Genomic DNA, 23,596 nt, shown 5'->3' with positions numbered 1-23,596 from the left:
AGGTTCTCCATCCAACCTACTCCCCTGGCACGAAAACTGAAAGATCGTTCGACAATGAAAATTGATCTCTGCGCATACAAGCCCTCTGACAACGGATTTCGTTGATTTCCGGATCTCGACATCGAGGTTGCCGTCTCATTCCGCGTCAGAAGTTTCGCTTTCAGTTGCCGTGCTCTACCATCACCTATGGCGCAGGTCACTCCTGCGCACTGTCGGGCGACGCTTCGACGCAAGACTCATTGGGGAGGATTGATATGGCTGGTTCGGGATCGCTCAAACGGAACCTGGGGCTGTGGTCCATCGTCGGGCTCGGGCTCGGGTACATGACGCCGACGGTCGTCTTCGACACCTTCGGCATCGTCTCGGAGGGGACGAACGGAGCGGTGCCGGCGGCCTACCTCGTCGCTCTCGTCGTCATGGTCTTCACGGCCATCAGCTACGGGAAGATGGTGCGGATCTTCCCCACCGCCGGGTCGGCGTACACGTACACGCGGGAGACGATGACACCGGGGCTCGGCTTCCTCGTCGGCTGGACCTCGCTCATGGACTACCTGCTCCTGCCGATGGTCAACTGCCTCATCATCCGGCTCTACATGGAGTCGATGGTGCCCGATGCGCCGCCGTGGGTGTGGGTGGTCGCGTACACGGTCATCATGACCGGCATCGTCCTGTCCTCGATGCGGGGCACCGCGAACATCAACGCGATCCTGCTCGTCTTCTCCCTCGTCCTCATGGTCACGTACTGCGTGCTTGCGATCGCCCAGCTCAATGCCGGTGAGGGTGCGGGGACCGTGTTCAGCCCGGAGCCCTTCGTCCATGACGGCGTCGAGTTCAGCGCGGTGCTCACCGGAGCCACGGTCGTGTGCTTCTCCTTCATCGGCTTCGATGCGGTGACGATGTACACGAACGAGGCGAAGCACGTGAACATCATGCCCAAGGCGATCATGATCACCGTCATCGCCGGCGGGATGATCTTCCTCATCGCCTCGTACTTCACGCAGCTGCTCTACCCGGACAACTCGCAGTTCACGATCGTCGACGACCCGCTGCCGGAGATCGGCCTGCTCACGGGCGGCCCGTTCTTCCAGCTCTTCTTCGTTGCCGCCGCGTTCGCCGCGACCGTCGCCTCGGGCCTGGCCTCGCATGCCTCGGTCTCGCGCATGCTCCTCGTCATGGGCCGCAACGGCGTCCTGCCGCGGAAGGCCTTCGGCTACATCAACCCGCGCACCCACACGCCGGTGTTCAACATCGTCCTCGTCGGCGCGGTGTGCCTCTTCGCCATGTCGTTCAGCCTCGAGCTCATCTCGGCGTTCATCAACTTCGGTGCGCTCATCGCGTTCACGTTCGTCAACCTCACGGTCATCGCCCACTATGCGTTCCGCACTCGGCAGGTCGTCGATGTCCGGACGGCGTTCAAGTACGTCGTCATGCCCGGACTCGGTGCGATCCTCACCGGGGTGCTCTGGGTGAGCCTCCACGCGACCGCGCTCATCGGCGGTCTCGTCTGGCTGGCGATCGGCGTCATCTACCTCGCCGTGCTCACCCGCGGGTTCACGCGCACGGTGCGCAGCTTCGACGACCCGGAGGCCGACGCCGACATGTCGGAGCCGGAGGATGCGTCGTCGGCCGCTGTGGCAGCGGAGAAGGCAGCGGATTGAAGGCGCGGCTCACGTGATTCTCTGGTCGCTGCGCCGAGGCATGCGGTGCGATTTCGGCCCGTGCGCCTCGGCGCAGCGACCAGCAAAAGGCGCGACCTCGGTGGAGTGACCAGGAAATTCCTGGCACGAACGGTGTGGGACGCGTCGCGGAGGCGCAAGGCATCGTTGCCCTGCCTCGCGGGGTGGGGATACTGCGCCGGGTCGGCGCGGGGGTGCTGCCGAGTCGTTCTGCGGGGACAGAACGACGTGACCCCAGCACGGTATCAGCGCATCACCTCGGAGCGCCTCGCACGTAAGTATGAGATCGGGAAGGTTTCCCAGCACGTCGAGTGCGCTGCCTCTCATCGTCTCCGGAAGGGCGCCAGGTCAGGGCGCCTCTCATCGTCTCCGGAAGGGCGCCAGGTCAGGGCGCCTCTCATCGCCTGCGCAGTGGCATCTGGTCAGGGCGCCAGGTCAGGGCACCGGGTCAGGGCGCCGGGTCAGGAAACGGAAATGTGCTGCGGCATCGGTCGATGTCGCAGCACATTTCATCGGCGGAAGCGGTGGGATTCGAACCCACGGTACGGGGTTACCGCACAACGGTTTTCAAGACCGTCTCCTTCGGCCGCTCGGACACGCTTCCCTCGGTTCGACGCCCGTCGAACCCGGCCTGCCCAGCGCGAGCTGAGCCAGAACAGTTTCTCACAGTCCCGCGAGCAACTGCCAATCGCTCGGGCGGGCTGACCTCAGTGCTTGTTCCTGCCCTTCTTGTCCCTCTTCTCACCGGGAACCTCGCGTGCGGGCCCGCCGTCGTGCTTGTGCTGCTCGTGCGGACTGCGCCCGGTCGAATCCGCATCCGCCGAGGTGGCTCCCCGTGCCGCGAAGGTCGCCGGGACGCGGGAGGGGACGAAGTCCGCTTCCTCCTCGTCCTCGAATTCCTCGTCGTCAGCGACTGCCCGGGCACCCCGATCGGCGACCTTCGGGGCTCGCGCGTCGGCGACCTCCGGTGCCGGAGGTGCCGAGTCCGCGGGCACTTCGTCACCGGGCTCCTTGCCACCGGGGTCCGCTGCGTCGTCGCCGGGGACTGCCGGAGCGTCCGGCAGCGGCGCCGCGGCGACCTCGGGCGGCTCGGACGGCATCGGCGGCGCGTCGGGCATCGGCGTCGCGACGGGCCCCGGATCCTCCGCACGGAGCGGGGGCGCCTCGTCGGCGACCGACTCCGCCGAGCGGTCCGTGCCGCTGTCCGCAAGATCAGCGTCCCTCTCCGGGGAGAGCGCAGGGTCCGCCGCCTCGGTTGCATCATCAGGATCGTAGCCGTCTGCAGTGTCGTGATCGGAGAGTCCGTTCCCGGAGTCCTCACCGACCGCCGTCTCATCGCGGGCTTCGACATCGACTTCGGCGAGGTCGTGAACGCCGAGATCGACCTCGGGCACCCCGTCGTTGACCGCCTCGACCGTCTCTGTCGTCACCGCGTCGACGTAGGTGTCCTCGACGACCGCGCCGCCCGTGATCCTCACGTCACCGCGCGGCGAGTCGGCACCGCCGGTGCTCGTCGCCTCGCCGACGAAGAGGGTGCGCGTGACCGTCGTTCCCCTCGCCGAGGTGGTCGTGCCGTCCCGTCCGGACTCCCCCGAAACCGCGGCCGAGTCTGCGGCGGTCGGTCCGGTGGCCTTCGGTGCGGTCTCGGTGACGTCGTTCGGTGCTTCGACACTCGGTTCGACGAAGCCGCCGGCGTCGGGCACCATCTCGGCGATCTCGGCCTGGCGAGGTTCGACCGACTCGGTCGACACGGCATCGACCATGACGACCTGCGTGTCCCCGTCGGCGGTGACGTCTCCGGGTTCGTCACGGTCCGTGGTCTCGTAACCGTCACCGGGCTGCGCAACGGCGTCGCCGTCGGCAACCGCTGCGGCGGAGTCCTCAGCGCGGTTCTCCGTCTGCGCGGGTGCCGCACCGGCAGAGTCAGTTCCATCGGAGGAGTTCGCGTCTCTCTTTCGCGATCCATCGGTGGCATCGTCGACGGTGGCGGCGGACGAATCGGCACCGTCATCGCGCGGACGCTCGTCGTCGGCCGAGGACGCAACTGCCGCACCGGCGACTCCGGCCGCACCGACGACCCCGGCGGCGCCGGCGACGAATGCCGCACCGCCTGTCCTCGAATCGTCGACACCATCGGTCGGCCCAGCCGGGTCGTCTGCGGCATCGCTACGAGCACCATCATCGCTCTCCGGCGCTGAACCCAAACCGACCGAGTCCACGTCCGCCGGCTCAGCGCCGTCCGTCGACGCCGACTTCACAGTGTCAGAGCCAGACTTCGCGGTGCCCGCGTCCGACGTCGCAGAGTCCGAGTCCGTCGTCGCGGCACCCGAGCCCGACGAATCCGACTCGACGGTGCTCAACACTGACGGAGACCCACCAGCTTTGTCGGACGGCGCCGGCTCGTCGACGTCGGCGGCCTCTCGCTCCTCGGCGGAACCGCCGGTGGCATCGACCTCGCGCGATTCGTCGGAAGCCACGTCGGCGTCACCGTCGGCGCTCGGTTCTGAGGACGAACCAGCGTCCGCACCGGCATCGGTCGCGGGCACACTGAGCTCCGCCTCGGTGGGGTCATCGGTCGAGCGCGCCGGCCTGCCCTTGAGGATGAGGGTGAGCGTCGCAAGCGGCACGGACAGCCAGTTCGGGCGGTTGCGCAGCTCGGTGACGACCTCGACGAGGAGCCGGTCGATGAGCGCTGCCCGCAACACGGGATCGTTCAGCCCGATGCTCTCACCGCGTGCCCGCGAGTACCCGCTGAGCAGGGAGTTCTGCACCTGGGAGGCCCAGAGGTACTCGGGCGAATCATAGATGGCCCGCAGCGCGGCCGGGTCGTTGCCGAAGCCGTTGACGACGAGCCCGCCGTCCTCCGCATTGAGTGCCTCGGTGCGCTGGAGCCGCGCGAATCCGGCGGCGTAGTCGACGCTGCGCAGCAGGGCCACGAGGTCGATGGCGATCGGCTTCGGATCGGAGTTCGACGAGTCGGTGAACTTGACGACCTGGTAGCCCTCGCTCGGCGAGCTGACGACGTGGTCGAGGGTGAGCTCGCCGTGGATCTTCTGCAGCCGCCCGATCGAATCGAGCGAGCGCAGCCGGTTCCGGTGCTGCTTGAGCTCGGGAACGAGGGAGTCGAGGGCGAGCGGGGCCCGACCGAGCGCCCAGTCGATGCGCTCGATCCACTTGTCGACGAACTGCTTCGTCGGCTCACCGGCGCCCTCGACGATGCCGAACTCAGCGGCCATGTCGGAATGGAGTTCGCCGATCCGGCGCCCCATCTCCGCGGCATGCGCGTTGTACCCGCCGATCGACCCGGAATCGACGCCGACGACGATGTCGACGGCCTCCCGCCACGCCGGCTCAGCCTCGACGTCGGCCTGGGAGAGGAGCGCCATCGGCGCCTCCATCTCCGTGACCTCGAACATGTCGTACCAGCGGCCCGAGCTCCACCCGATGACTTCGGGAACGCTGCGCGATCCCGCCTCGGTGAGGAGGACGGGGATCGTCAGCGACGACGGCATCCCGTTCTCGAGCACTCGGAAGAAGCTCAGTTCCACCGGTTCGTACTCGTCGTGGATGATCACCGTCGACTTGTTCGCCCCGGAGTCGGCGACCTCGATCGGGCGGATCGGCACGTCGATCTCGTCCTTGACCTCCGACGACGACGGTGCGGTCGTCGGCTTCGGTGGCACCGCCTCGGCGCCGGATCCCTGAGGTTCAGACCCCACCGTCGCCGAGGCGGGGGCAGGGACCGTCTCCCGGGTCCGACCTCGGGTCGGCAGTTCGGAACGGTCACGGCTGTGGCGCAGTGACTCCGTGCTCAGCTGGCCGCCGTCGAAGACCTTGCGCTTGGTGATCGCGTCGGCGAGGAGGTTGACGAAGACGGGATCGGCGGCACCGTCGTAGACGAAGACACGGCCGAGCGCGAGGTCATCGACGGTGCCGATGAGCGCGTGGCGGAGGTGGAGGTCCTCGGCGCCGCGGAAGGACAGGGGGATGTTGAGGCGGCGCAGGGTCGGCCCGTCGCCGACGGAGATGACCGTGACGAGTCCCGAGAACCCACCGAGCTCCTCGGCGGTGAAGGTGAAGGCGCGGGCCACCGACATCGGGGTGATGTCGGGGTCGACTCCGAAGTCAGCAGCCAGCTTCGGGAACCACGACTGCCGGGGAATCCAGCGGGCTAGGAGCTGCTCGAGCTCACTGCTGATGGCCATGTCGCCTCCTTGAAGGGATTACGGGCATCTTCCATCCAATCATGATATTGCCGTCTCACCTCTGAGGGCGCACCCGAAACCGCCCAAGTCCCCATGTGCCCGGCGGGACTGCGTGGGCTTCAGCCGACCGGCCGGCGAGGGGTCGGCCGCCTCGGCGGGGCCGGTCGCAACACGTCGGCGGGGAAGGGCGCACCACCTCGGCGAGAAGGGGTCGCAGAGTGACCCGCGGGTCTGCGATGCGGGACAGTTTGCCGAATGGCAAGACGGAGGGCGCACAATGGTGATGTGTTGAGAACAGACGAATCACCCCAGCAGCAGACACTCGCGCACGAGGTCGAAGCGGCCGCTGCGCGAATCGCCGACTCCGTGATCACGTCTCCGCTCCAGATTTCGGAGCGGCTCTCCGCCGCGACCGGGGCCACGGTCTACCTCAAGCGCGAAGACCTCCAGCCGGTGCGCTCGTACAAGATCCGCGGCGCCTTCAACTTCATGCTCCAGCTCGACGAGGACGAACGAGCCCGCGGCGTCGTCTGCGCCTCGGCGGGCAACCATGCACAGGGCTTCGCGCTCGCGTGCAGGCAGCTCGAGATCCGGGGGACGATCTTCGTCCCCAAGACGACGCCGAAGCAGAAGGTCGAGCGCATCCGCCACTTCGGCGGGGAATGGGCGACGATCGAGATCTCCGGGTCGACCTATGACGACGCCTCGGCGCTCGCGCACAGGTTCGCCGACCGCAATGACGCCCTCCTCGTCTCCGCGTTCGACGACCGCCGCACGATCGCCGGGCAGGGCACCGTGGCCGTCGACATCGCAGGTCAGCTCGAGACGCACCCCGACGCCATCATCGTGCCCGTCGGGGGAGGCGGCGTCATCGCCGGGATCGCCGCCTACGCGGCCGAGCACATGCCGAACACGAAGATCATCGGCGCCGAACCCGCCGGTGCCGCCTCGATGATCGCCGCACTCAAGGCCGGGCACCCCGTCACCTTGGACAACATCGACCGGTTCGCCGACGGCACCGCCGTGAGACGCGCCGGCAACATCACCTACGAGATCGTCTCCGACCTCGGCGTCGACGTCCGGCCCGTGGCCGAAGGGGCCGTGGCCTCCGAGATGCTCCAGATGTATCAGGTCGACGGCATCATCGCCGAACCCTCCGGGGCGCTGGCCTCGGCCGCTGTCGGTGCTGCGGGGTCAGGCAGGCCGATCGTCGTCGAACCCGGGGCGACGGTCGTGTGCCTCGTCTCGGGCGGGAACAACGATTTCTCCCGCTACCCGGAGATCCTCGAGCGCTCGCTCGTCCACGAAGGCCTCAAGCACTACTTCATCGTCGACTTCCCGCAGGAGCCGGGAGCGCTGCGCCGTTTCCTCAATGAGATCCTCGGACCCGACGACGACATCGCGCTCTTCGAGTACGTCAAGCGCTCCGACCGGGAGACAGGACCGGCGTTCGTCGGCATCCAGCTCGGCGCCGCCGAGGATCTGCCCGGCCTCCTCGAGCGGATGGAGTCCTCGCAGATCGAGATCGAGCGCGTCCACCAGAACTCCCCGCTGTTCCGGCTCTTCGCGTAGGCAGGATCCGACTCGCGGCCGAGGGGCGAGGCGACCGCATCGTCAGCGCCCGGCAGCCCAGGCCCGCGACGTCAGCGCTCGGCCGCCAGCACCGCCGCGAGCCCTGCCCGGAGGTCGTCGACGAAGCGCTCCGGCATCTCGAGCGACGGGAAGTGACCGCCCCTGACCGGCTCGCGCCATCGCACGATCTGGCGGTACCGCTGTTCGGCCCACGGGCGCGGGCACTTCGAGGAGACGTCGACCGGGTACATCGTCATCGCCGCGGGCACGTCGACGCGCAGCTGCGGATCGAGCGAATCGTGGCTCTCGGCGTAGATCCGCGCCGCCGAGGCACCCGTCCGCGTCAGCCAGTAGAGAGTGACATTGTCGAGGACCCGGTCGCGCGGGATCGTCTCGAACGGACTGTCGTCGGTGTCCGACCACTCGGCGAACTTGTCGAGGATCCACGCGAGCAGGCCGACCGGTGAGTCGACGAGCCCGTAGCCGACCGTCTGCGGGCTTGTCGCCTGCGCCTTCGCATACCCCGCACGGGCGAGCCAGAAGTCGCGGTGGTCCTCGACCCAGCTCCGCTCGGCGTCGGTGAGGCCTTCGATGCTGAGCCCGGGCGGCGCCTCGGCGAACGTCGAGTGGATCCCGATGACGTGCTCGGGGAACCGGCCGCCGAGGATCGTTGTGACCACTCCGCCCCAGTCCCCGCCGTGGGCGAGGAAGCGATCGTAACCGAGGCGGGACATGAGCTCGACCCACGCCGAGGCGATCGCCTCCGTTCCCCACCCCGTCGCGGTCGGGCGATCGCTGAAGCCGAACCCCGGCAGCGAGGGCGCGACGACGTGGAAGGCCGGAGCGCCGCGGTCGCTGGGATCGGCGAGCGCGTCGATGATGTCGACGAACTCGGCGACGCTGCCCGGCCAGCCGTGGGTGATGACGAGCGGCACGGCATCGGACCGGGGAGAGCGACGGTGGAGGAAGTGGATGCCGAGCCCGTCGATGTCCGTGCGGAACTGGCCGATCTCGTCAAGGCGCGACTCGAAGCTGCGCCAGTCGTAGCCGTCCTGCCAGTACGCGACCAGCTCCGTGAAATCGGCGAGGGGAACGCCCTGCGCCCACCGGTCGGCGCCGGTGGCCGCCGGGTCGGTCGGCTCCCGTTCGGGCAGTCGGGTCGCCGCGAGTCGCGCGCGAAGGTCGTCTAGGTCGGCATCGGAGGCGTGCGCGGAGAAAGGGCGCACGTCGGCCGTACTCGGAGCAGTGGTGCAGTAGAGGGACATGAGACCTCCCGAACGTCACGGTCTGCCGCCGGATTCATCGGTGAACCAGCTAAGACGGTTCTATCATGGTGGCGGCGTCGGCACAACCGTCGACAATCATCTGCCGTCGCCGCGCCGACGGCCTCTCCCCAGTTAGGGTGTTCGCATGAGTGAGGGACGACTGGACTTCCGGCTCGGCGCCATTCTGGCGACGAGCTTCACCGGCACACTCTCGGAACGCCAGGGCGATTGGATCGAGCGCATCCCCACTCCCGACCGCCTGCTCGCGTGGCTCTCGATCTCCGGTCTCGACGTCGAGACGTGCACGGACGACGAACTCGACCTCGCCCGCGAGCTGCGGGAGGCCATCCACCTCGCCGCCACTGCCGCAGCACTCGGGGACCCGCTTCCCGCCTCGGCGCTGACGACGATCAACGACCGGAGCAGGGCCGGTCACGCTGCACCCGTGCTCCTGGGCAGCGGTGAGCGCGAGTGGGTGCTCGGACCCCCGGCCACGGTGGCCGACGCCTTGAGCGTCATCGCCGCCGATGCGATCTCCATCCTCTCCGGGGAGCGGGGCGGCAGGCTCGCACTCTGCGCGTCCCCCACGTGTCGGGCCGCCTTCTTCGACACGAGCCGCAGCCGCAGCCGCCGCTGGTGCGATATGAACACGTGCGGCAATCGGGAGAAGAAGGCACGGTTCAAGGCTCGTCATCGTCCCTCATCAGGCGCCGGCACCGCAGCATCAGGTGCCGACACCGCAGCCGGTCCGAGGTGAGGCGCCCACCCACGATTCGCTCATCGGATTCACTGCAGGTGCCCCTGTCGCTGTCCGCTCCACGGACTAGAGTGGTCTCATGCGCGCCATCACGATTCCCGCCCCGGGTGATCCCGAGGCCCTGAAGCTGACCGAAGTGCCCACTCCCGAGATCGCGCCCGACGAAGTCCTCGTCGCCGTCCACGCCGCCGGGGTGAATCGTGCCGACCTCCTCCAGCGCCAGGGCTTCTACAACCCGCCTCCCGGCGCCACCGACATCCCCGGGCTCGAGATCTCCGGGACGATCACCGCCCTCGGCGCCGAGGTGACCGGGTGGAACGTCGGCGACCGGGTGGCAGCCCTCCTCTCCGGCGGCGGTTACGCCGAGGAGGTCGCCGTCCCCGCGGCCCAGCTCCTGCCGGTGCCCGACACCTACGACCTCACCGCCGCGGCCGCCCTGCCCGAGGTGCTCGCCACCGTCTACTCGAACGTCGTCGGCCGCGGCCGCATCCGCATCGGCGAGTGGCTCCTCGTCCACGGCGGCGGATCCGGGATCGGCACCGCCGCGATCCAGGTCGCGAACCTCCTCGGCGTGAAGATCGTCGTCACCGTCGGTTCCGAGGAGAAGGCGGCGTTCTGCCGCGACCTCGGCGCCGACGCCGTCATCAACTACCGCACCGAGGACTTCGCCGAACGCGTCCACGAGATCTGCGTCCATCCCGACGGCACGACGGGGGCCGACGTCATCCTCGACATCATCGGAGCGAAGTACCTCGAGCGCAACATCCGCGCGCTGCGGACCGACGGCCGTCTCGTCATCATCGGTCTCCAGGGCGGGACGACCGCCGACCTCGACCTCAGCACCCTGCTCACGGGCCGGAAGACGATCACCGCGACGACCCTGCGCGCCCGCCCTGCCGAGCAGAAGGCCACGATCATCGCCGAGGTGGGCGACCAGCTCTGGCCGGCCGTGATCTCCGGGGACATCCGCCCGATCATCTTCGACACCGTCCCCCTCGCCGAGGCGGCCCGCGCCCACCGCATCCTCGAGGACGGTGCGAACATCGGCAAGGTCCTCCTCACGGTCGACGGCACCGCCGCCGGGGGCGCAGGGACCGCCGCAGCCACGGGCGGCCACGGGACCCAGCTACGAGGGGAAGAAGGAGTGCGACCATGACCGAGCGTCCGACGTCCGCTGAGAACGACCGGCCCGCCGAGGCGGTGCCACCGACCGAATCCCCCGCCGAGGCGGTGCAGCCGTCCCCGTCCCCTGCCGACCCTGCCGGCCCCGACGACGGGCAGTCGACAACGGCCACCCGACCGGCGGCCGACGCACCGGCAACCGCGGCCGAGGCGGGCGAAACGGCCCCGGTCGACCTCACCACAGCCCAGCCGGCATCGGGCGACGCGGTCCAGCCGCCGTCGCCCCAGCCCCCTGCCCCGGAGAGCGCCGAGGCGGGCGACCGTGCCGGAGCCGACGAGGACGATGAGGAACCCGACATCTCCTCGCCCGCGAAGGTCATGCGCATCGGCACGATGGTCAAGCAGCTCCTCGAAGAGGTCCGCGGCACCGAGCTCGACGAGAAGGGCCGCGAACGCCTCGCACAGATCCACCGTCAGGCGATCGACGACCTCGAGGACGGGATCTCCGCGGAGCTCGTCGCCGAGCTCGACCGCTTCGCCCGCCCCTTCGACTCGACCGACGGCCCGCCCTCGGCCTCCGAGCTGCGCGTCGCCCAGGCTCAGCTCGTCGGCTGGCTCGAAGGCCTCTTCCACGGCATCCAGACCGCGATCATGGCGCAGCAGGCCATGGCCCAGCAGGACGGCGGCGGACGCGGTCGGATTCCGGGGATCGTTCCTCCCGGCGCGGGCGGTCCCGGCACGGCTGCCGGACCCGAGTCCGAGGAGGACAGACGCAGAACCGGCAACTATCTGTGAAGAGGCTCCTCTCCTTCCACTCCCGCGGACCCGACAAGCGCTTCGGCACCGGGCTGTGGCGGCACAACCACGACCGCTTCCTCCGCGCCGTCGACCGCTACTACGCCACTGCCGTCGCGATCCACGAGGCCGCCCCCGGTGTGACCAGCGCAGACCAGGCCGACCCCTCTGCCACCGGCACCGACGAACCCGACCCCGCCGGGATCGGCACGGTCGATGCCGACCAGGCGGCCGCCTCGGCGAGGGAGCTCATCATGACCGGCACCCATCGGCTCAACGACCTGGCCACCCGGATCGATGAGCTCACCGAGCGACTCCACGCCCGCTGGCCGATTGAGGACCAGGTCGTGCCCGGGCACGTCCGGGTGGAGGTCGGGGACACCCCTGAGGTCCTCACGCGGGCGTCGGCGAAGGTCGCCGAGGCGGTGCTCGCCGCCTCGATGGTCCGCGCGGAGACCGCCCAGGGACCCGCTCTGTCCTCGGCCGCCGCCGCGACCGACCGCTACATCTCCGACGCCGCCGACCTCCTCGACCGCGCCCAGCGGACCATCGCCGAGGCGGAGAGCCGATGAGCGGGCACCGCCGACTGCCCGCCGACTTCGACCTCGGGCTCGTCGCCAGCGACATCGACGGGACGCTGCTGCTCGACTGGCAGCCGATCTCCGAGGCGACGATCGACGCGATCCACCGCTGCCAGCGCGAGGGCATCCCCTTCGTCCTCGTCACCGGCCGACCGATCCGCTGGCTTGCCCCGATCGCCGAACAGATCCCCGACCTCGGCCGGGTCGTGTGCCTCAACGGCGCCGTCGTCTACGACATCGCCTCCGAATCCGTCGTCGACGCCCACACCCTCGGCCACGCCGAGGTGGTCGAGATCGTCTCTGCGATCTCCGGCGAGCACCCCGAAGCGCACTTCGCCTTCGAGACCCTCACCGGGCTCTTCATCGACGACGGCTTCGCAACACGCTCTCCGCGGGACGCCACCGTCATCGGAGACATCGGTGAGATCGCCGACCGCGACGTCGTCAAGATCCTCGTCAGCCTCGGCACCGAGGACTCCGCCGCCCTCCACGATCTCCTCGGCCCGCTCGTCACCCGCTCATGCCACGCGACGTTCTCCGACCCCGTCAACGGCCTCGTCGAACTCGCACCCCGCGGAATCACCAAGGCGAAGACGCTCGAGTCGGTGTGCGACCACCTCGGCGTGGGGCAGGAGCAGGTGATGGCCTTCGGGGACATGCCCAACGACATCGAGATGCTCTCCTGGGCCGGGCACGGAGTGGCGATGGGCAACGCCCTCGACATCGTCAAGGAGTCCGCGGACGCCGTGACCGATGCGGTCGAGGACGACGGCGTCGCCCATTACCTCACGGCGATGCTCGACGCCCTCCCTGCCCGCTGACCTCTTCTCTCGGCAGCCCTACGGGCGGGTCTGGGTCGACCCCTCGGTGTCGAGCACAGCCGGATCGAGATCGAAGTGGTCGACGAGGGCGACCGCGAGGCCGTCGTCCTCGACGGGGTCGGTGACGACGCTCGCGAGGACCTTGAGCTCGTCCTTCGCTTGCCCCATGACGATCGCGTGGGCGGCCCACTCGATCATCTCGATGTCATTGAGTCCGTCGCCGGCAGCGACGGTGAGCGCATGGTCGATGCCGAGCTCGTCCTCGACGAGGGCGAGGCCGCTGGCCTTCGACACTCCGTCCGGGGCGATGTCGAGCCAGTTGCTCCATCCCACCGAGTAGCTCACCTCGTGGAGTCCGAGACGGTCGACCGCGGCGGCGAACTCCTCCGCAGTGCCGTTGACGTCGCGCATGACGATGCGGGTCGCCCGCTTCGTCAGCAGCTCGTCGAAGGGCACGATGTCGAGGGTGTCGGACTCGGCGAGCTCACCGGGCGGGAACGCCCCGGAGGCCCAGCGGTGGAGGTCAGGATCCTCGACGAGGAAGAGGGCACCCGGCAGGACCTCGCGCATCCGTTCGAGAGCCGCGCGGGGATCGAACGAGACGACGTTGTGCATCTCCCAGCCCAACGGCAGCGAGGGATCGAGCCTGACGACGACCGAGCCGTTCGAGCACACGACGTAGCCTTCGGTCAGGCCGAGGGCGTGGACGAGCTCGAGCGCACCCGGCAGGGCACGGCCGGTCGAGATGACCAGGTGGTGACCCGCCTCGGCGAGGTCGAGGAGCACCCGTCGCACCGTCTCCGACAGGGTGCCGTCGTAGTCGATGATCGTGCCGTCGACGTCGAGCGCGATGAGGTGTGCGGGCAATGGTTCTCCTTGACCGGCAGGTGCTGCGCTGCTCAGAATCGCGGACCCTCCGGTCCCTGAGCAGTCATTCCGCCGAGGTAGGGGCGCAGGGCTTCGGGGACCGTGACCGATCCGTCCGCCTGCTGATGGTTCTCGAGGATCGCCACGAGCCACCGGGTGTTCGCCATCGTGCCGTTGAGCGTGGCGACCGGACGCGTGGCACCGTCGTGGCGTTCGCGGATCTGCAGGCGCCGGGCCTGGAACGTCGTGCAGTTCGACGTCGAGGTGAGCTCGCGGTAGGTCTCCTGCGTCGGCACCCAGGCTTCGCAGTCGTACTTCCGTGCCGCGGAATCGCCGAGGTCGCCGGCGGCGACGTCGATGACCCGGTACGGCAGCTCGCACAGCTGGAGCATCTTCTCCTGCAGGGAGAGCATGCGCTCGTGCTCGGCCTCGGCGTCCTCGACCTCGACGTAGGAGAACATCTCGACCTTCTGGAACTGGTGGACGCGGATGATGCCGCGGGTGTCCTTGCCGTACGAGCCGGCCTCCCGGCGGTAGCACGAGGAGATGCCGGCGAAGCGCAGCGGACCGTCGGAGAGGTCGATGATCTCGTCCATGTAGTACCCGGCCAGCGGCACCTCGGAGGTGCCGACGAGGAAGAGGTCGTCGGCTTCGAGGCGGTAGACCTCATCGGCGTGCTCGCCAAGGAACCCGGTGCCGCGCATGACCTCGGGCTTGACGAGCGTCGGGGTGATCGTCGGGCTGAAGCCCGCCTCTTCGGCGACGTCGCGAGCGAGGTTGAGCAGCGCCATCTCGAGCTTCGCGCCGAAGCCGGTGAGGTAGTGGAACCGCGCGCCGGAGACCTTCGTGCCCCGGGCCGTGTCGATGGCCTTCAGCTCCTCGCCGAGGGCGAGGTGGTCGAGGGGTGCGAAGCCCTCCGCTGCGAAGTCCCGCGGCTGACCGACGGTCTTGAGCGTGACGAAGTTCTCCTCACCGCCGGAGGGGATGCCGTCGATGATGAGGTTGGGCAGCTTCGCCGCGAGGCTCTCGAAGGCGAACGAGGCCTCCTCCGACTCCGCCTGCAGGGCCTTGACCTTCGCCGACTTCTCCTTGCCCTCGGCGATGAGGGCAGGCTTCTCGTCCTTCGACGCCTTCGCGATCTGAGAGGAGAAGGCCTTCTGGTCGGCGCGAGCGTCCTCGAACGCCGTGATGGCCGCGCGCCTCGCGGAGTCCGCGGCGAGGACCTCGTCGACGAGCTCGACGGAGGCCCCGCGGGCCTTCTGCGACGCCTTGAACAGGTCCGGGTCTTCTCTGAGCAGCACTAGATCGATCACCGTCTCAGCTTAACGGGCGCGCAGTCATTTCGACATTTCGACCGTTCGGCCTCCACTCAGGTGCACCGGAGTAAATTTGTGCCATGACCCTTGACCTGGACCCCGCCATCCTGTGGCTGCTCATCCCAGGGTTCCTCGTCACCGTCGTCGCCGCCTATCTCCTCGGCGCCCGCAACGGCGGACGCCGGGTCCTGCGCCGCCTTCATCGCTTCTCGAACAACCATGCCCCTGCCGGCATGGAGGAAGTGCCGGCAGACCGCTACCGGGCAGCCCTCGTCATCAATCCGACGAAGGCCAATGCGAAGAACATCGCGGCGACGGCGAAGGCGATCTGCCGGTTCGAGGGGTGGGCTCCCCCGCTCATCTTCGAGACCACCCTCGAGGACGCCGGAGAAGGGGCCGCCAACGAGGCCCTCGAAGCCGGGGTCGACGTCGTCATCGCCGCCGGCGGGGACGGCACGATCCGCGCGGTCGCCTCGGCGCTCACCGGAACGGCGACACCCATGGGGATCATCCCGATGGGCACGGGGAATCTCCTCGCCCGCAACCTCGACCTCGTGCTCGACAAACCCGAATGGGCGATCCGGATCGCCCTGTGGGGCCGCAACCGCGACGTCGACGTCGGGGTGGCGCAGATCAGCAGGGGCGGGGACCGTCACGTGTTCATGGTCATGACCGGGCTCGGCTTCGACGCCGAGGTGATGGCCAAGACCACCGCGAACGCGAAGAGCAGGCTCGGCTGGCTTGCGTACCTCGAAGCCGGTTCGCGCACGCTGGTGGGGCGCCCGAGCCATGTCAAGATCACCTATGACGACGACTATCGGGTCTCGGCACGGGTGCGGTCCGTCATCGGCGGCAACTGCGGCAAGCTCCAGGGCGGGATCCAGCTGCTGCCCGAGGCGGTCATCGACGACGGCCTCCTCGACGTCCTCGTCGTCAGCCCGAAGAACCTCGGCCAATGGGTGGGTGTCGCCGCCTCGATCATCGGCCGCAAGACCCGCAACGGCCTGCACACCGACATCCGCAAGTGCCACAACGTCGTCATCGAATCCCGTGACGAACTCGAGGTCCAGCTCGACGGGGACCCCGCGGGCACGACGAAGTACCTCGCGATGGGGATCCTGCCGTCGGCGATCACCGTCAAGGTGCCGACGACCGATCAGCGCAAGGAGATCAGGGCCGAAGTCTGGCCCGTGTGAGGCGGGCCGACCGAGAAGTGAGGCGGGTCGGCGGGCGTTGCCGGCGGCGCGTCACCTGTGGGTCGACACTACCCGCCGGTAGGTCACGGGATGGTCGCGAACATGTGACGGCATTCACCAAAGTGTTACCGGAATGCCACTCGAACAAAAGTTACAAAAATAGTTCTGATAATTCCCTGTACCTAGGATGACTTCCAGATGTGCACCCCCTCACATATAGATAGAAGGCACTCCAATGAAGAAGATCATCCTCGCGCCGGCTGTCGCCCTCGCGTTCACCGGACTCGTCGCCGCACCGGTCGCCGCCGCCGAAACCCCTTCGACTCAGTCGGCTGAAGCCAAGGCCGCTGAGCAGGAGAAGGCGGAGAAGGAGAAGGCCGAGAAGGAAGCCGCCGCCAAGAAGGCCGCGGAGAAGAAGGAAGCCGAAGAGAAGGCCGAGGCCAAGAAGAAGGCCGACGCCAAGGCGGCTGCCAAGAAGAAGGCGGACGAGAAGGCTGCCGAGGAGAAGAAGGCCAAGGAGGCCGCGGAGGAGAAGGACGACGCGAAGAAGTCGGCTCCTGAACCGGCGAAGAAGGAGACCACTCCTCCGCCTGCGCCGACGCCGTCTTCCTCACCGTCGCCCTCGACCGAGCCCTCGGAGGAACCCACTGACGATCCCACCGAAGAGGCGCCCGAACAGCAGGCCGATCCTGTGCTCGTCGTCCCCCAGGGCGAGATCGCAGCCGAGGATCTTGCTGACCCCTCCAAGGGCGTCACCGTCACGGTCACAGGCCTCGAGACCGGTGATCTCCTCACCCCGCTCAACGGGCTCGCCGGTGACTCCGTCGAAGCCGCAGGCTCGACCGCGACGCTGAATCTCTTCTACGACGGCAACGCCGAAGACCTCGAGGACGGCCCGCTTCCATTCACGATCGACTACCAGGGCGCCGCCGGGATTGAGACGCTTTCGGGCACGGTCAACGTCAAGGCCGTCGATGACCAACCAGTCGAGCCGATCGAAGCAACCCTCACGGTCGACCCCAAGGAGATCACCGCCGAGGACCTCGCGAACGAGGAGAAGGGCGTCAAGGTCACCGTCTCCGGGGTCAAGGAAGGCGACACGATCACCGACGACCTGACCGAAAAGCCGAAGACCGCGACCAAGGACGGCGACTACACCTTCACGATCTACTACAAGGGCAACCCGGACAATCTCGATCCGGGCACAGTCCCGTTCACCGTGACGATCGAGCGCGAAGGCACCGAGTCGAAGGAACTCAAGGGCGAGATCACCGTGGTCGATGACGACGCCGTCGACCCGATCGACGCGTCCCTCACGGTCGACCCCAAGGAGATCACGGCCGAGGACCTCGCAAACAGGGACAAGGGCGTCAAGGTCACCGTCTCCGGCGTCAAGGAAGGCGACCAGATCACCGACTCCCTCACCGGCGAGACGAAGACCGCGACCGAGGACGGCGACTACACCTTCACGCTCTACTACAAGGGCAACCCCGACAATCTCGAGCCGGGCAAGGTTCCCTTCACCGTGACGATCGACCGCGAAGGCACCGAGTCGCAGGAGCTCAAGGGCGAGATCACCGTCATCGACGACAAGACCGAAGCTCCCGCCGAGGCGTCCCTGACGATCACTCCGAAGTCGATCGAGGCCGCTGACTTCATCAACGAGAAGAAGGGCGTCAAGCTCTCGGTCAAGGACTGCAAGCCCGGCTCGGATGTCCGGTTCATGGTCACCGCCGATGGCAACTCGCGAGTGACCGCCTACGACCGAACGGTCAAAGCCGACAAGGACGGCAAGGCCTGGGTCCGGGTCTTCGGAACCTCATCGAACGCCTCGGCGTATGTCGGCTCCTACTCGGTCACGGCGACCTGCGGCGATGACTCGCTCAAGGGATCGTTCAAGGTCACGGCCGGGTCCAACGCCGGCGGAGGCGACGGCGGCGGTGACAACGGCAGCGGTGCCGGGGGCAACGACGGCGGCAGCGGCAGCGGAAGCTACCTGCCCCGCACGGGTGTCGAACTCGACGGCCTCGCCGCAGGCGCACTCCTCCTGCTCGTCGGCGGTGCCGCGGTGACGATCACGATGCGCCGGAAGAAGGGCGACTTCTCTCCGTCGTACATCTGAAGCACTGATCCACCGGACGGGACAGGCAGAGCCTGAGGGAAGCCAGCCTGCACCGGAACGGCGGACGCGACACAAGGGCCGGGAGTTCGATCGAACTCCCGGCCCTCTCGCATGTCCGGAAAACGTGATCAGTCCGTGACAGAAACGGCTTATCCGCCCGGATATGCTTCTGTAGTTGTCTGACAATCCCCTGAGAGGACCGCCTCCTTCCATGCCCAAGAAACTTGCGCTCATCCCCGCGCTCGCCCTGGCGATCGCCGGACTCGGCGCGACGCCTGCTCTCGCCGACACCGCCGCCGCAGACAGCGCCTACTCCGCTCCCGCCGCAGCGGGCGTGGCCGCTGAGAACCCTGAGACCGCCGAGGCGACTGACGACGCCGCGGCAGCTGACGATGCAGCGTCCACCGATGACCCCGCTCCGGCCGAACCCGCTCCGGCAGAGGACCCGACTCCCTCGGAGGGATCGAGCTCGGGCGATGACGCCCCGGCAACCGAGACCCCGGACGCACCGTCACCGGCAGAGGACGAGACCCCTGCCGCCGATGCAACGACGGACGAGGCCGAAGAGGAGACCGCTCCCGCCTCGGCGCCGATCGAGGCCACCGTCACGGTCGACCCGAGCACCGTCGACATCTTCGACTTCTGGGAGGACGGAGTCACCATCACCGTCTCCGGGCTCGAGAAGGACGACGTCGTGACGAATTCGCTCACCGGCGAGACGAAGACGGCCAAGGGCTCCACGGTCGAATTCGAGTACTTCGATGATGCCGAGGAGATCGTTGAAGCACAGGTCGTCGACTTCGCCGTCACCGTCGAGCGTGCGGATCAGGAGCCGCAGGAGTTCCCGGGACGCTTCACGATCACCGAGGAGGACTACGAGGAATTCCAGGAAGGCGAGCTCTCGCTGGCCACCGATTCGATGAGCGTCTCGGAGTTCAAGAGGAAGGGCATCGCCTACTCGGGTAAGGGGTTCATCCCGGGCGAGACGGTGTTTGCCGTCGCCGCGAAGAACGGGACCGACGAGATCATCTACATCGATGACAGCGTCGAGGTCTCGCAGGACGGCGTCGTCTCCGGCGTCATCCGGGCGACCGAAACGAATGACATCGCACCTGGCGAGTACTTCCTCTTCGCCGACGGTGAACTGCAGTTCTCCATGGCTGAGTTCACGCTCACCGCCGATCAGGCTCAGGCCTCCCTGACCGTGTCCCCGAAGACGATCGACGCGAGCGACTTCGCGAACAAGGACAAAGGCGTGACCCTGACCGTCAGCGACTGCACACCGGGATCCGACGTCCGCTTCGTCGTCACCCCCAAGGGCAATTCGGACGTCACCGCGTTCGACCAGACACTCACCGCCGATGAGACCGGCACCGCCTCGGTGAACGTCTTCGGCACCTCCTCGCGGACCCAGGCCTACGTGGGCGACTACTCGGTGACGGCGACCTGCGGCGATGACACGCTCACGGGTGAGTTCTCCGTGACCTCCGGCGCGAACGCCGGCGGGACCACGGGAACCGGGAACGACAGCGGAAGCCAGCTGCCGCGCACGGGCGCCGACTTCGGTGGGCTCACCGGCGGACTCGCGCTCCTCCTCGTCGGCGGCGTCGCCGTGGCGATGACCATGCGTCGGGCGAAGGCCGGACAGGCTCCGACCGAGCTCTGATCGCTCCACTCCGACACACGACTGTGGCCCCGACTTCTGTCGGGGCCACAGTCACATCCGGGATCGGAGCCACCGCCTCGGCGAGGCCGGGACCGGCTCAAGGGACGATCGCCTCGGCGGGGGTGCGGTTGCTCAGCGCACCCGCAGGGCGGACGGGGCGATGCTCACCTCGATCCTCTCCGTCTCGCCGAGCTCGTCGCCGTCGACCTCGACGACCCGGGGCTTCTCAAGTTCGATGGTCAGCGAGGTCACGCGCTGATGGATCGCGGTGTCGCTGCTCTGGGCGGAGTCGTCCTTCGACATCATCCGGCGCAGACCGTTGTCCCAGACCATGTTCTTCATCGTGTCGAGCCAGCCGGTGACCCCGTCGGCCTTGAGGACGAGGACGTCGAGCTCGCCGTCGGCGGGATCCGCGTCGGGCAGCAGGGTGATGCCTCCCTGGAGGGTGCCGCAGTTGCCGACGATGAGGGTGTGTGCCGACTCGTCGTCGATCTGCTCGCCCGGGCGGGAGAGCTTGATCTCCATGACGTCGCTGGCAGAGACGGCGCGGCCGAGCGACTCGACGTAGGCGAGCCAGCCCGCCTTGTCCTTGAGGTCGTCGTTGGTCTCGGTGATCATGTGGGCGTCAATGCCGAAGCCGGCCATGACGACGAAGGGCTGGTGCTCGTTGCCGTCGGGGAGGGTGATCTCGACCCAGCCCATGTCGATGCTCTGCGGGGTGCCCGTGATCGCCCGGTCCATCGCGGCTTCCAGATCGTTGAGCGGCACCTCGAGATTGCGGGCGAGCAGGTTGCCGGTGCCCAGCGGCACGATGCCGAGGTCGACGTTCGCCCCGGTCTCGGCGAGGTGGCCGGCCACTGCACGGACGGTGCCGTCGCCGCCGGCGGCGATGACCACCTCGGCGCCATCGGCGATGGCCTGCTCCGCCGCTGACTTGCCGGGGTCGTCCTCCTCAGTCTCGTACCAGGAGACCGAGAGGTCTGGATCGTCCGGCAACGCCGCCACCAGGTCGTCCTTCTCAGTCTTCGCGGGATTCCAAACGATGCCGATCCGTCTTCCAGCCATTCCAGAACCTTCCCTCTCAGCGGTGCGTTGCAGGTCGTATCGTGCGGGCGTGCGGTGACCGAGGGCAGGACATGGTCAGTCCCGCTCTCGGAATCGCCGACGGCTCAATCCATCTTGTCATATCGCGCGCGAAGGAAGAGGAAGACGCCGTAGAGGACGAGCCCGACGCCCACACACAGCAGCAGGATGCTGCCGAAGGGCTGATCGCGCATCGCCTTGAGAGCCCCGTCGACACCGGTCGACTTCTCCGGGTCTCCGGCCACGCCGGAGACGATGACGAGGATGCCGACCGCGAGCAGGGTCGCGCCCTTGCCGAGGTAGCCGACCACGCCGGTCACCGTCAGCAGCTTGCCGACGCCGCGCGACCTCGGCGGGCGGACGTCGTCCTTCCACTTCCGACGGATGCCGTTGACGCAGAAGACGATGCCGATGATGGCGATGACGGCACCGATGAGGATGAGCAGGAGGATGCCGCCCGGCGCCTGCGCAAGCGTCGAGCTCGCCTGCGACGAGGACTGCCCGGAGTCCGAACCCTGTCCGAAGGCGAACTTTCCGAACAGCACGGCCACTGCCGCGTACGCGATGCCCTGGGCGATCGCGAGGACGAACTCCTTCCAGTTGCTCCGGCCGTCCTTGTCCCGCGGGTCGCTCGAGCCATGGCCGCGCAGCGACGCGGTGCCGAAGAAGGCGTTGATGAGGTTCCACAGTGCCAACAGCGCACAGCCGAGCATGCACAGCCACAGCAGAACCATGCCGAACGGCTGGGCGGCCATCTGCTGCATCGCGCCGGACTGCTCGGCCTCTCCCCCGCGCCCCAGCGCCAGTCCCACCGAGGTGGCTCCGAGGATGATGTGGACGAGTCCGTTGGCGACGAAGCCGACTCGGGCCGCGCGTTCGAACCACTTGCTGTCCGCGGCGCTGGTCGCCGCATCATCGGCCTTGTCAGCGGCCTTCTTGATCGTTGAGTCTCCAGTCATAGCACTCAGTTAAACACCGACGGCCTCGGAGTCAAGGGCTGTTGTCTCATAAGGCGTGTTGCAGTCTCAGAAGACGGGTCGCGGTAGACGGGTCGCGGAAGACGGGTCGCGCCGGGGTCGGGCTCCTTGCCGAAGCGGGATTGCTCGAAAAGGGCTGACCAAAACGTTCTAAACTATGTGCGTCGTGAATGTTTCATTACTGTTACTTTCGGAATCGCTCCACCCCCTCGTCCCCGAAGGAACACAATGAAGAAGCTCGCGCTCGCGCCTGTGGTGGCCCTCGCCATCACCGGCCTCGCCGCATCCCCGGTCATCGCCGCTCCGAGTGGAGGCGACGCGTTCGCTCGCACCGGAGTTTAGGCCCCCTCTGACGGCGGACAGCCTGCCGACAGCGGCGCCGACGCCCAGAAGCTTGCGGCGCAGGTGTCCGTGTCACCGCAGGAGATCTCGCAGACCGACCTCAACAACGAGGACAAGGGCGTTGTCGTCACGGTGACCGGCCTCGAAGCCGGTGACAAGGTCTCGGATTCGCTCACGGGAGACGCGGGCGAGGCCAAGGGCGACACCATGTCGTACAACATCTTCAGCGCGGCAAAGGACGCCTCCAAGATTCCGACCGGTACTGTCGACTTCACCGTCACGGTCAAGCGCGGCGAAGAGACCCAGGACATCGCCGCCTCGTTCACCGTCGTCGAGGATGAGACCGAAGAGCCGACCGCACCGGTCGTCGATCCCAAGGTCACGCTCGCGACCGACACGATCTCGGTCGCCGAGATCAGCACCGACGGTCTCAAGTTCTCCGGCGAGGGCTTCACCCCCGGCGGAACCGTGACGATCTCCGGCGGTCAGCTGCCAAACCAGGCGAAGGCCCAGTCCGGCACGCAGGCCGACGAGCCGCTCAAGGCTGACGAGAACGGCAAGATCACGGGCACCCTCGTCGCGCCCGAATCGGTGAAGCCCGGCAAGTACGCCGTCGTATTCACCGACGATGAGACCGGCGAGGCGACCGATCCCCACCAGTTCACCGTCACCGAGGACGCCACCGACGATCCGACCGAGGATCCGACGACGCCGGTGGCCGAGGCCAAGCTCATCGTCTCCCCGGAGTCGGTCACTCCGCAGGACTTCGTCAACGAGAAGAAGGGCGTCAAGCTCGCCGTCGAGAACTGCGAGCCCGGTGAGGACGTCCGCTTCCTCGTCAACCCCGAGGGCAACACGAACGTCACTGCGTTCGACCGGACCGTTAAGGCCGACGACGAGGGCAAGGCCGACGTCACCGTCTACGGCACCTCGAAGTCGAACCCGAACGCCTACACCGGCGACTACAGCGTCACCGTCACGTGCGGCGACGACAAGCTCACCGGCAAGTTCTCCGTCGAGGCCGACCCCAACGCCGGTGGCGGCGCCGGCGGCAACGACGATGGCGGCAATGGCAACGGCACCGGAGGTGGAGACCTCCCCCGCACCGGTATGGAGCTCGGCGGCCTCGCAGCCGGCGCTGCCCTCCTCCTCGTCGGTGGCGCAGTCGTCACCATGACGAAGCGTCGCCGGTCGGCCGCCCTCTCCCCCTCGGACATCTGAGCCGAGCAGAGA

At 67.9% G+C, this 23,596-nt stretch carries 17 protein-coding genes and 1 tRNA gene; 11 read left to right on the top strand and 7 right to left on the bottom strand.

Annotated features, from left to right (window positions below; genetic code table 11):
* Nucleotides 1–254: 254 nt before the first annotated feature.
* Nucleotides 255–1,658, top strand: coding sequence for an APC family permease (locus BC102111_RS02185; RefSeq protein ID WP_101623467.1), 1,404 nt, complete (start codon nt 255–257; stop codon nt 1,656–1,658).
* 534 nt (nt 1,659–2,192) lie between these two features.
* On the opposite strand, the gene BC102111_RS02180 is transcribed toward BC102111_RS02185, so the two are convergent.
* Nucleotides 2,193–2,280 (bottom strand) — tRNA-Ser (locus BC102111_RS02180).
* A 103-nt stretch (nt 2,281–2,383) separates the two neighbouring features.
* Nucleotides 2,384–5,881: a maltokinase N-terminal cap-like domain-containing protein gene (locus tag BC102111_RS02175; protein WP_101623466.1), complete on the bottom strand. Its 3,498-nt coding sequence runs from the start codon at nt 5,879–5,881 to the stop codon at nt 2,384–2,386.
* Between the two features lie 285 nt (nt 5,882–6,166).
* On the opposite strand from BC102111_RS02175, the gene ilvA reads away from it, so the two are divergent.
* The gene (gene ilvA / locus BC102111_RS02170; RefSeq protein ID WP_223289898.1) at nt 6,167–7,453 is read left to right on the top strand and encodes a threonine ammonia-lyase IlvA; all 1,287 of its coding nucleotides are present in this window, start codon (nt 6,167–6,169) and stop codon (nt 7,451–7,453) included.
* 71 nt (nt 7,454–7,524) lie between these two features.
* On the opposite strand, the gene BC102111_RS02165 is transcribed toward ilvA, so the two are convergent.
* Nucleotides 7,525–8,718 (bottom strand): epoxide hydrolase family protein, encoded by a 1,194-nt coding sequence (locus BC102111_RS02165; protein ID WP_101623465.1) that lies wholly within the window; start codon nt 8,716–8,718, stop codon nt 7,525–7,527.
* Between the two features lie 145 nt (nt 8,719–8,863).
* Between BC102111_RS02165 and BC102111_RS02160 the strand changes: the two genes are divergently transcribed.
* The 5 genes from BC102111_RS02160 to BC102111_RS02140 all read left to right on the top strand — a co-directional run bounded on the left by BC102111_RS02160 (nt 8,864) and on the right by BC102111_RS02140 (nt 12,794).
* Nucleotides 8,864–9,475, top strand: a complete 612-nt coding sequence (locus BC102111_RS02160) for a CGNR zinc finger domain-containing protein (protein WP_101623464.1) — start codon at nt 8,864–8,866, stop codon at nt 9,473–9,475.
* A gap of 79 nt (nt 9,476–9,554) precedes the next feature.
* Nucleotides 9,555–10,631 carry an NAD(P)H-quinone oxidoreductase gene (locus BC102111_RS02155; RefSeq protein WP_101623463.1) on the top strand — a complete coding sequence of 359 codons (1,077 nt, stop codon included), beginning with the start codon at nt 9,555–9,557 and terminating at the stop codon, nt 10,629–10,631.
* Complete coding sequence (locus BC102111_RS02150; RefSeq protein WP_101623462.1) at nt 10,628–11,392, top strand: proteasome activator; 765 nt, start codon at nt 10,628–10,630, stop codon at nt 11,390–11,392. Before BC102111_RS02155 ends, BC102111_RS02150 begins: the two co-directional genes overlap by 4 nt.
* Complete coding sequence (locus BC102111_RS02145; RefSeq protein WP_101623461.1) at nt 11,389–11,964, top strand: hypothetical protein; 576 nt, start codon at nt 11,389–11,391, stop codon at nt 11,962–11,964. The genes BC102111_RS02150 and BC102111_RS02145 overlap by 4 nt, the downstream gene beginning before the upstream one ends.
* Nucleotides 11,961–12,794 carry a Cof-type HAD-IIB family hydrolase gene (locus BC102111_RS02140; RefSeq protein ID WP_009381115.1) on the top strand — a complete coding sequence of 278 codons (834 nt, stop codon included), beginning with the start codon at nt 11,961–11,963 and terminating at the stop codon, nt 12,792–12,794. The genes BC102111_RS02145 and BC102111_RS02140 overlap by 4 nt, the downstream gene beginning before the upstream one ends.
* Nucleotides 12,795–12,812: 18 nt before the next feature.
* On the opposite strand, the gene BC102111_RS02135 is transcribed toward BC102111_RS02140, so the two are convergent.
* Entirely contained in the window at nt 12,813–13,661 is an 849-nt protein-coding gene (locus BC102111_RS02135) for an HAD family hydrolase (RefSeq protein ID WP_101623460.1), read from the bottom strand.
* A gap of 32 nt (nt 13,662–13,693) precedes the next feature.
* Nucleotides 13,694–14,974 carry a serine--tRNA ligase gene (gene serS, locus BC102111_RS02130; RefSeq protein ID WP_040342538.1) on the bottom strand — a complete coding sequence of 427 codons (1,281 nt, stop codon included), beginning with the start codon at nt 14,972–14,974 and terminating at the stop codon, nt 13,694–13,696.
* A gap of 83 nt (nt 14,975–15,057) precedes the next feature.
* On the opposite strand from serS, the gene BC102111_RS02125 reads away from it, so the two are divergent.
* The 3 genes from BC102111_RS02125 to BC102111_RS02115 all read left to right on the top strand — a co-directional run bounded on the left by BC102111_RS02125 (nt 15,058) and on the right by BC102111_RS02115 (nt 19,961).
* Nucleotides 15,058–16,173, top strand: coding sequence for a diacylglycerol/lipid kinase family protein (locus tag BC102111_RS02125; RefSeq protein ID WP_101623459.1), 1,116 nt, complete (start codon nt 15,058–15,060; stop codon nt 16,171–16,173).
* 235 nt (nt 16,174–16,408) lie between these two features.
* Nucleotides 16,409–18,295 carry a hypothetical protein gene (locus BC102111_RS17685; RefSeq protein ID WP_009381294.1) on the top strand — a complete coding sequence of 629 codons (1,887 nt, stop codon included), beginning with the start codon at nt 16,409–16,411 and terminating at the stop codon, nt 18,293–18,295.
* Between the two features lie 211 nt (nt 18,296–18,506).
* Complete coding sequence (locus tag BC102111_RS02115; protein ID WP_101623458.1) at nt 18,507–19,961, top strand: hypothetical protein; 1,455 nt, start codon at nt 18,507–18,509, stop codon at nt 19,959–19,961.
* Between the two features lie 132 nt (nt 19,962–20,093).
* Here BC102111_RS02115 and BC102111_RS02110 read toward each other — a convergent pair whose 3' ends face one another.
* Nucleotides 20,094–21,026 (bottom strand): diacylglycerol/lipid kinase family protein, encoded by a 933-nt coding sequence (locus BC102111_RS02110; RefSeq protein ID WP_009381297.1) that lies wholly within the window; start codon nt 21,024–21,026, stop codon nt 20,094–20,096.
* A 104-nt stretch (nt 21,027–21,130) separates the two neighbouring features.
* Entirely contained in the window at nt 21,131–22,003 is an 873-nt protein-coding gene (locus BC102111_RS02105; protein ID WP_009381298.1) for a DUF1206 domain-containing protein, read from the bottom strand.
* Nucleotides 22,004–22,426: 423 nt separating this feature from the next.
* Between BC102111_RS02105 and BC102111_RS02100 the strand changes: the two genes are divergently transcribed.
* Nucleotides 22,427–23,584, top strand: a complete 1,158-nt coding sequence (locus BC102111_RS02100) for a hypothetical protein (RefSeq protein ID WP_146001382.1) — start codon at nt 22,427–22,429, stop codon at nt 23,582–23,584.
* Nucleotides 23,585–23,596: the final 12 nt, after the last annotated feature.

Origin of the sequence: Brevibacterium casei CIP 102111 (genome assembly GCF_900169275.1) — a bacterium.
In the GTDB taxonomy this organism is placed as follows: domain Bacteria; phylum Actinomycetota; class Actinomycetes; order Actinomycetales; family Brevibacteriaceae; genus Brevibacterium; species Brevibacterium casei.
The sequence above is the reverse complement of the archived record's forward strand: the minus strand, read 5'-3'. Positions and strand labels throughout refer to the sequence as shown.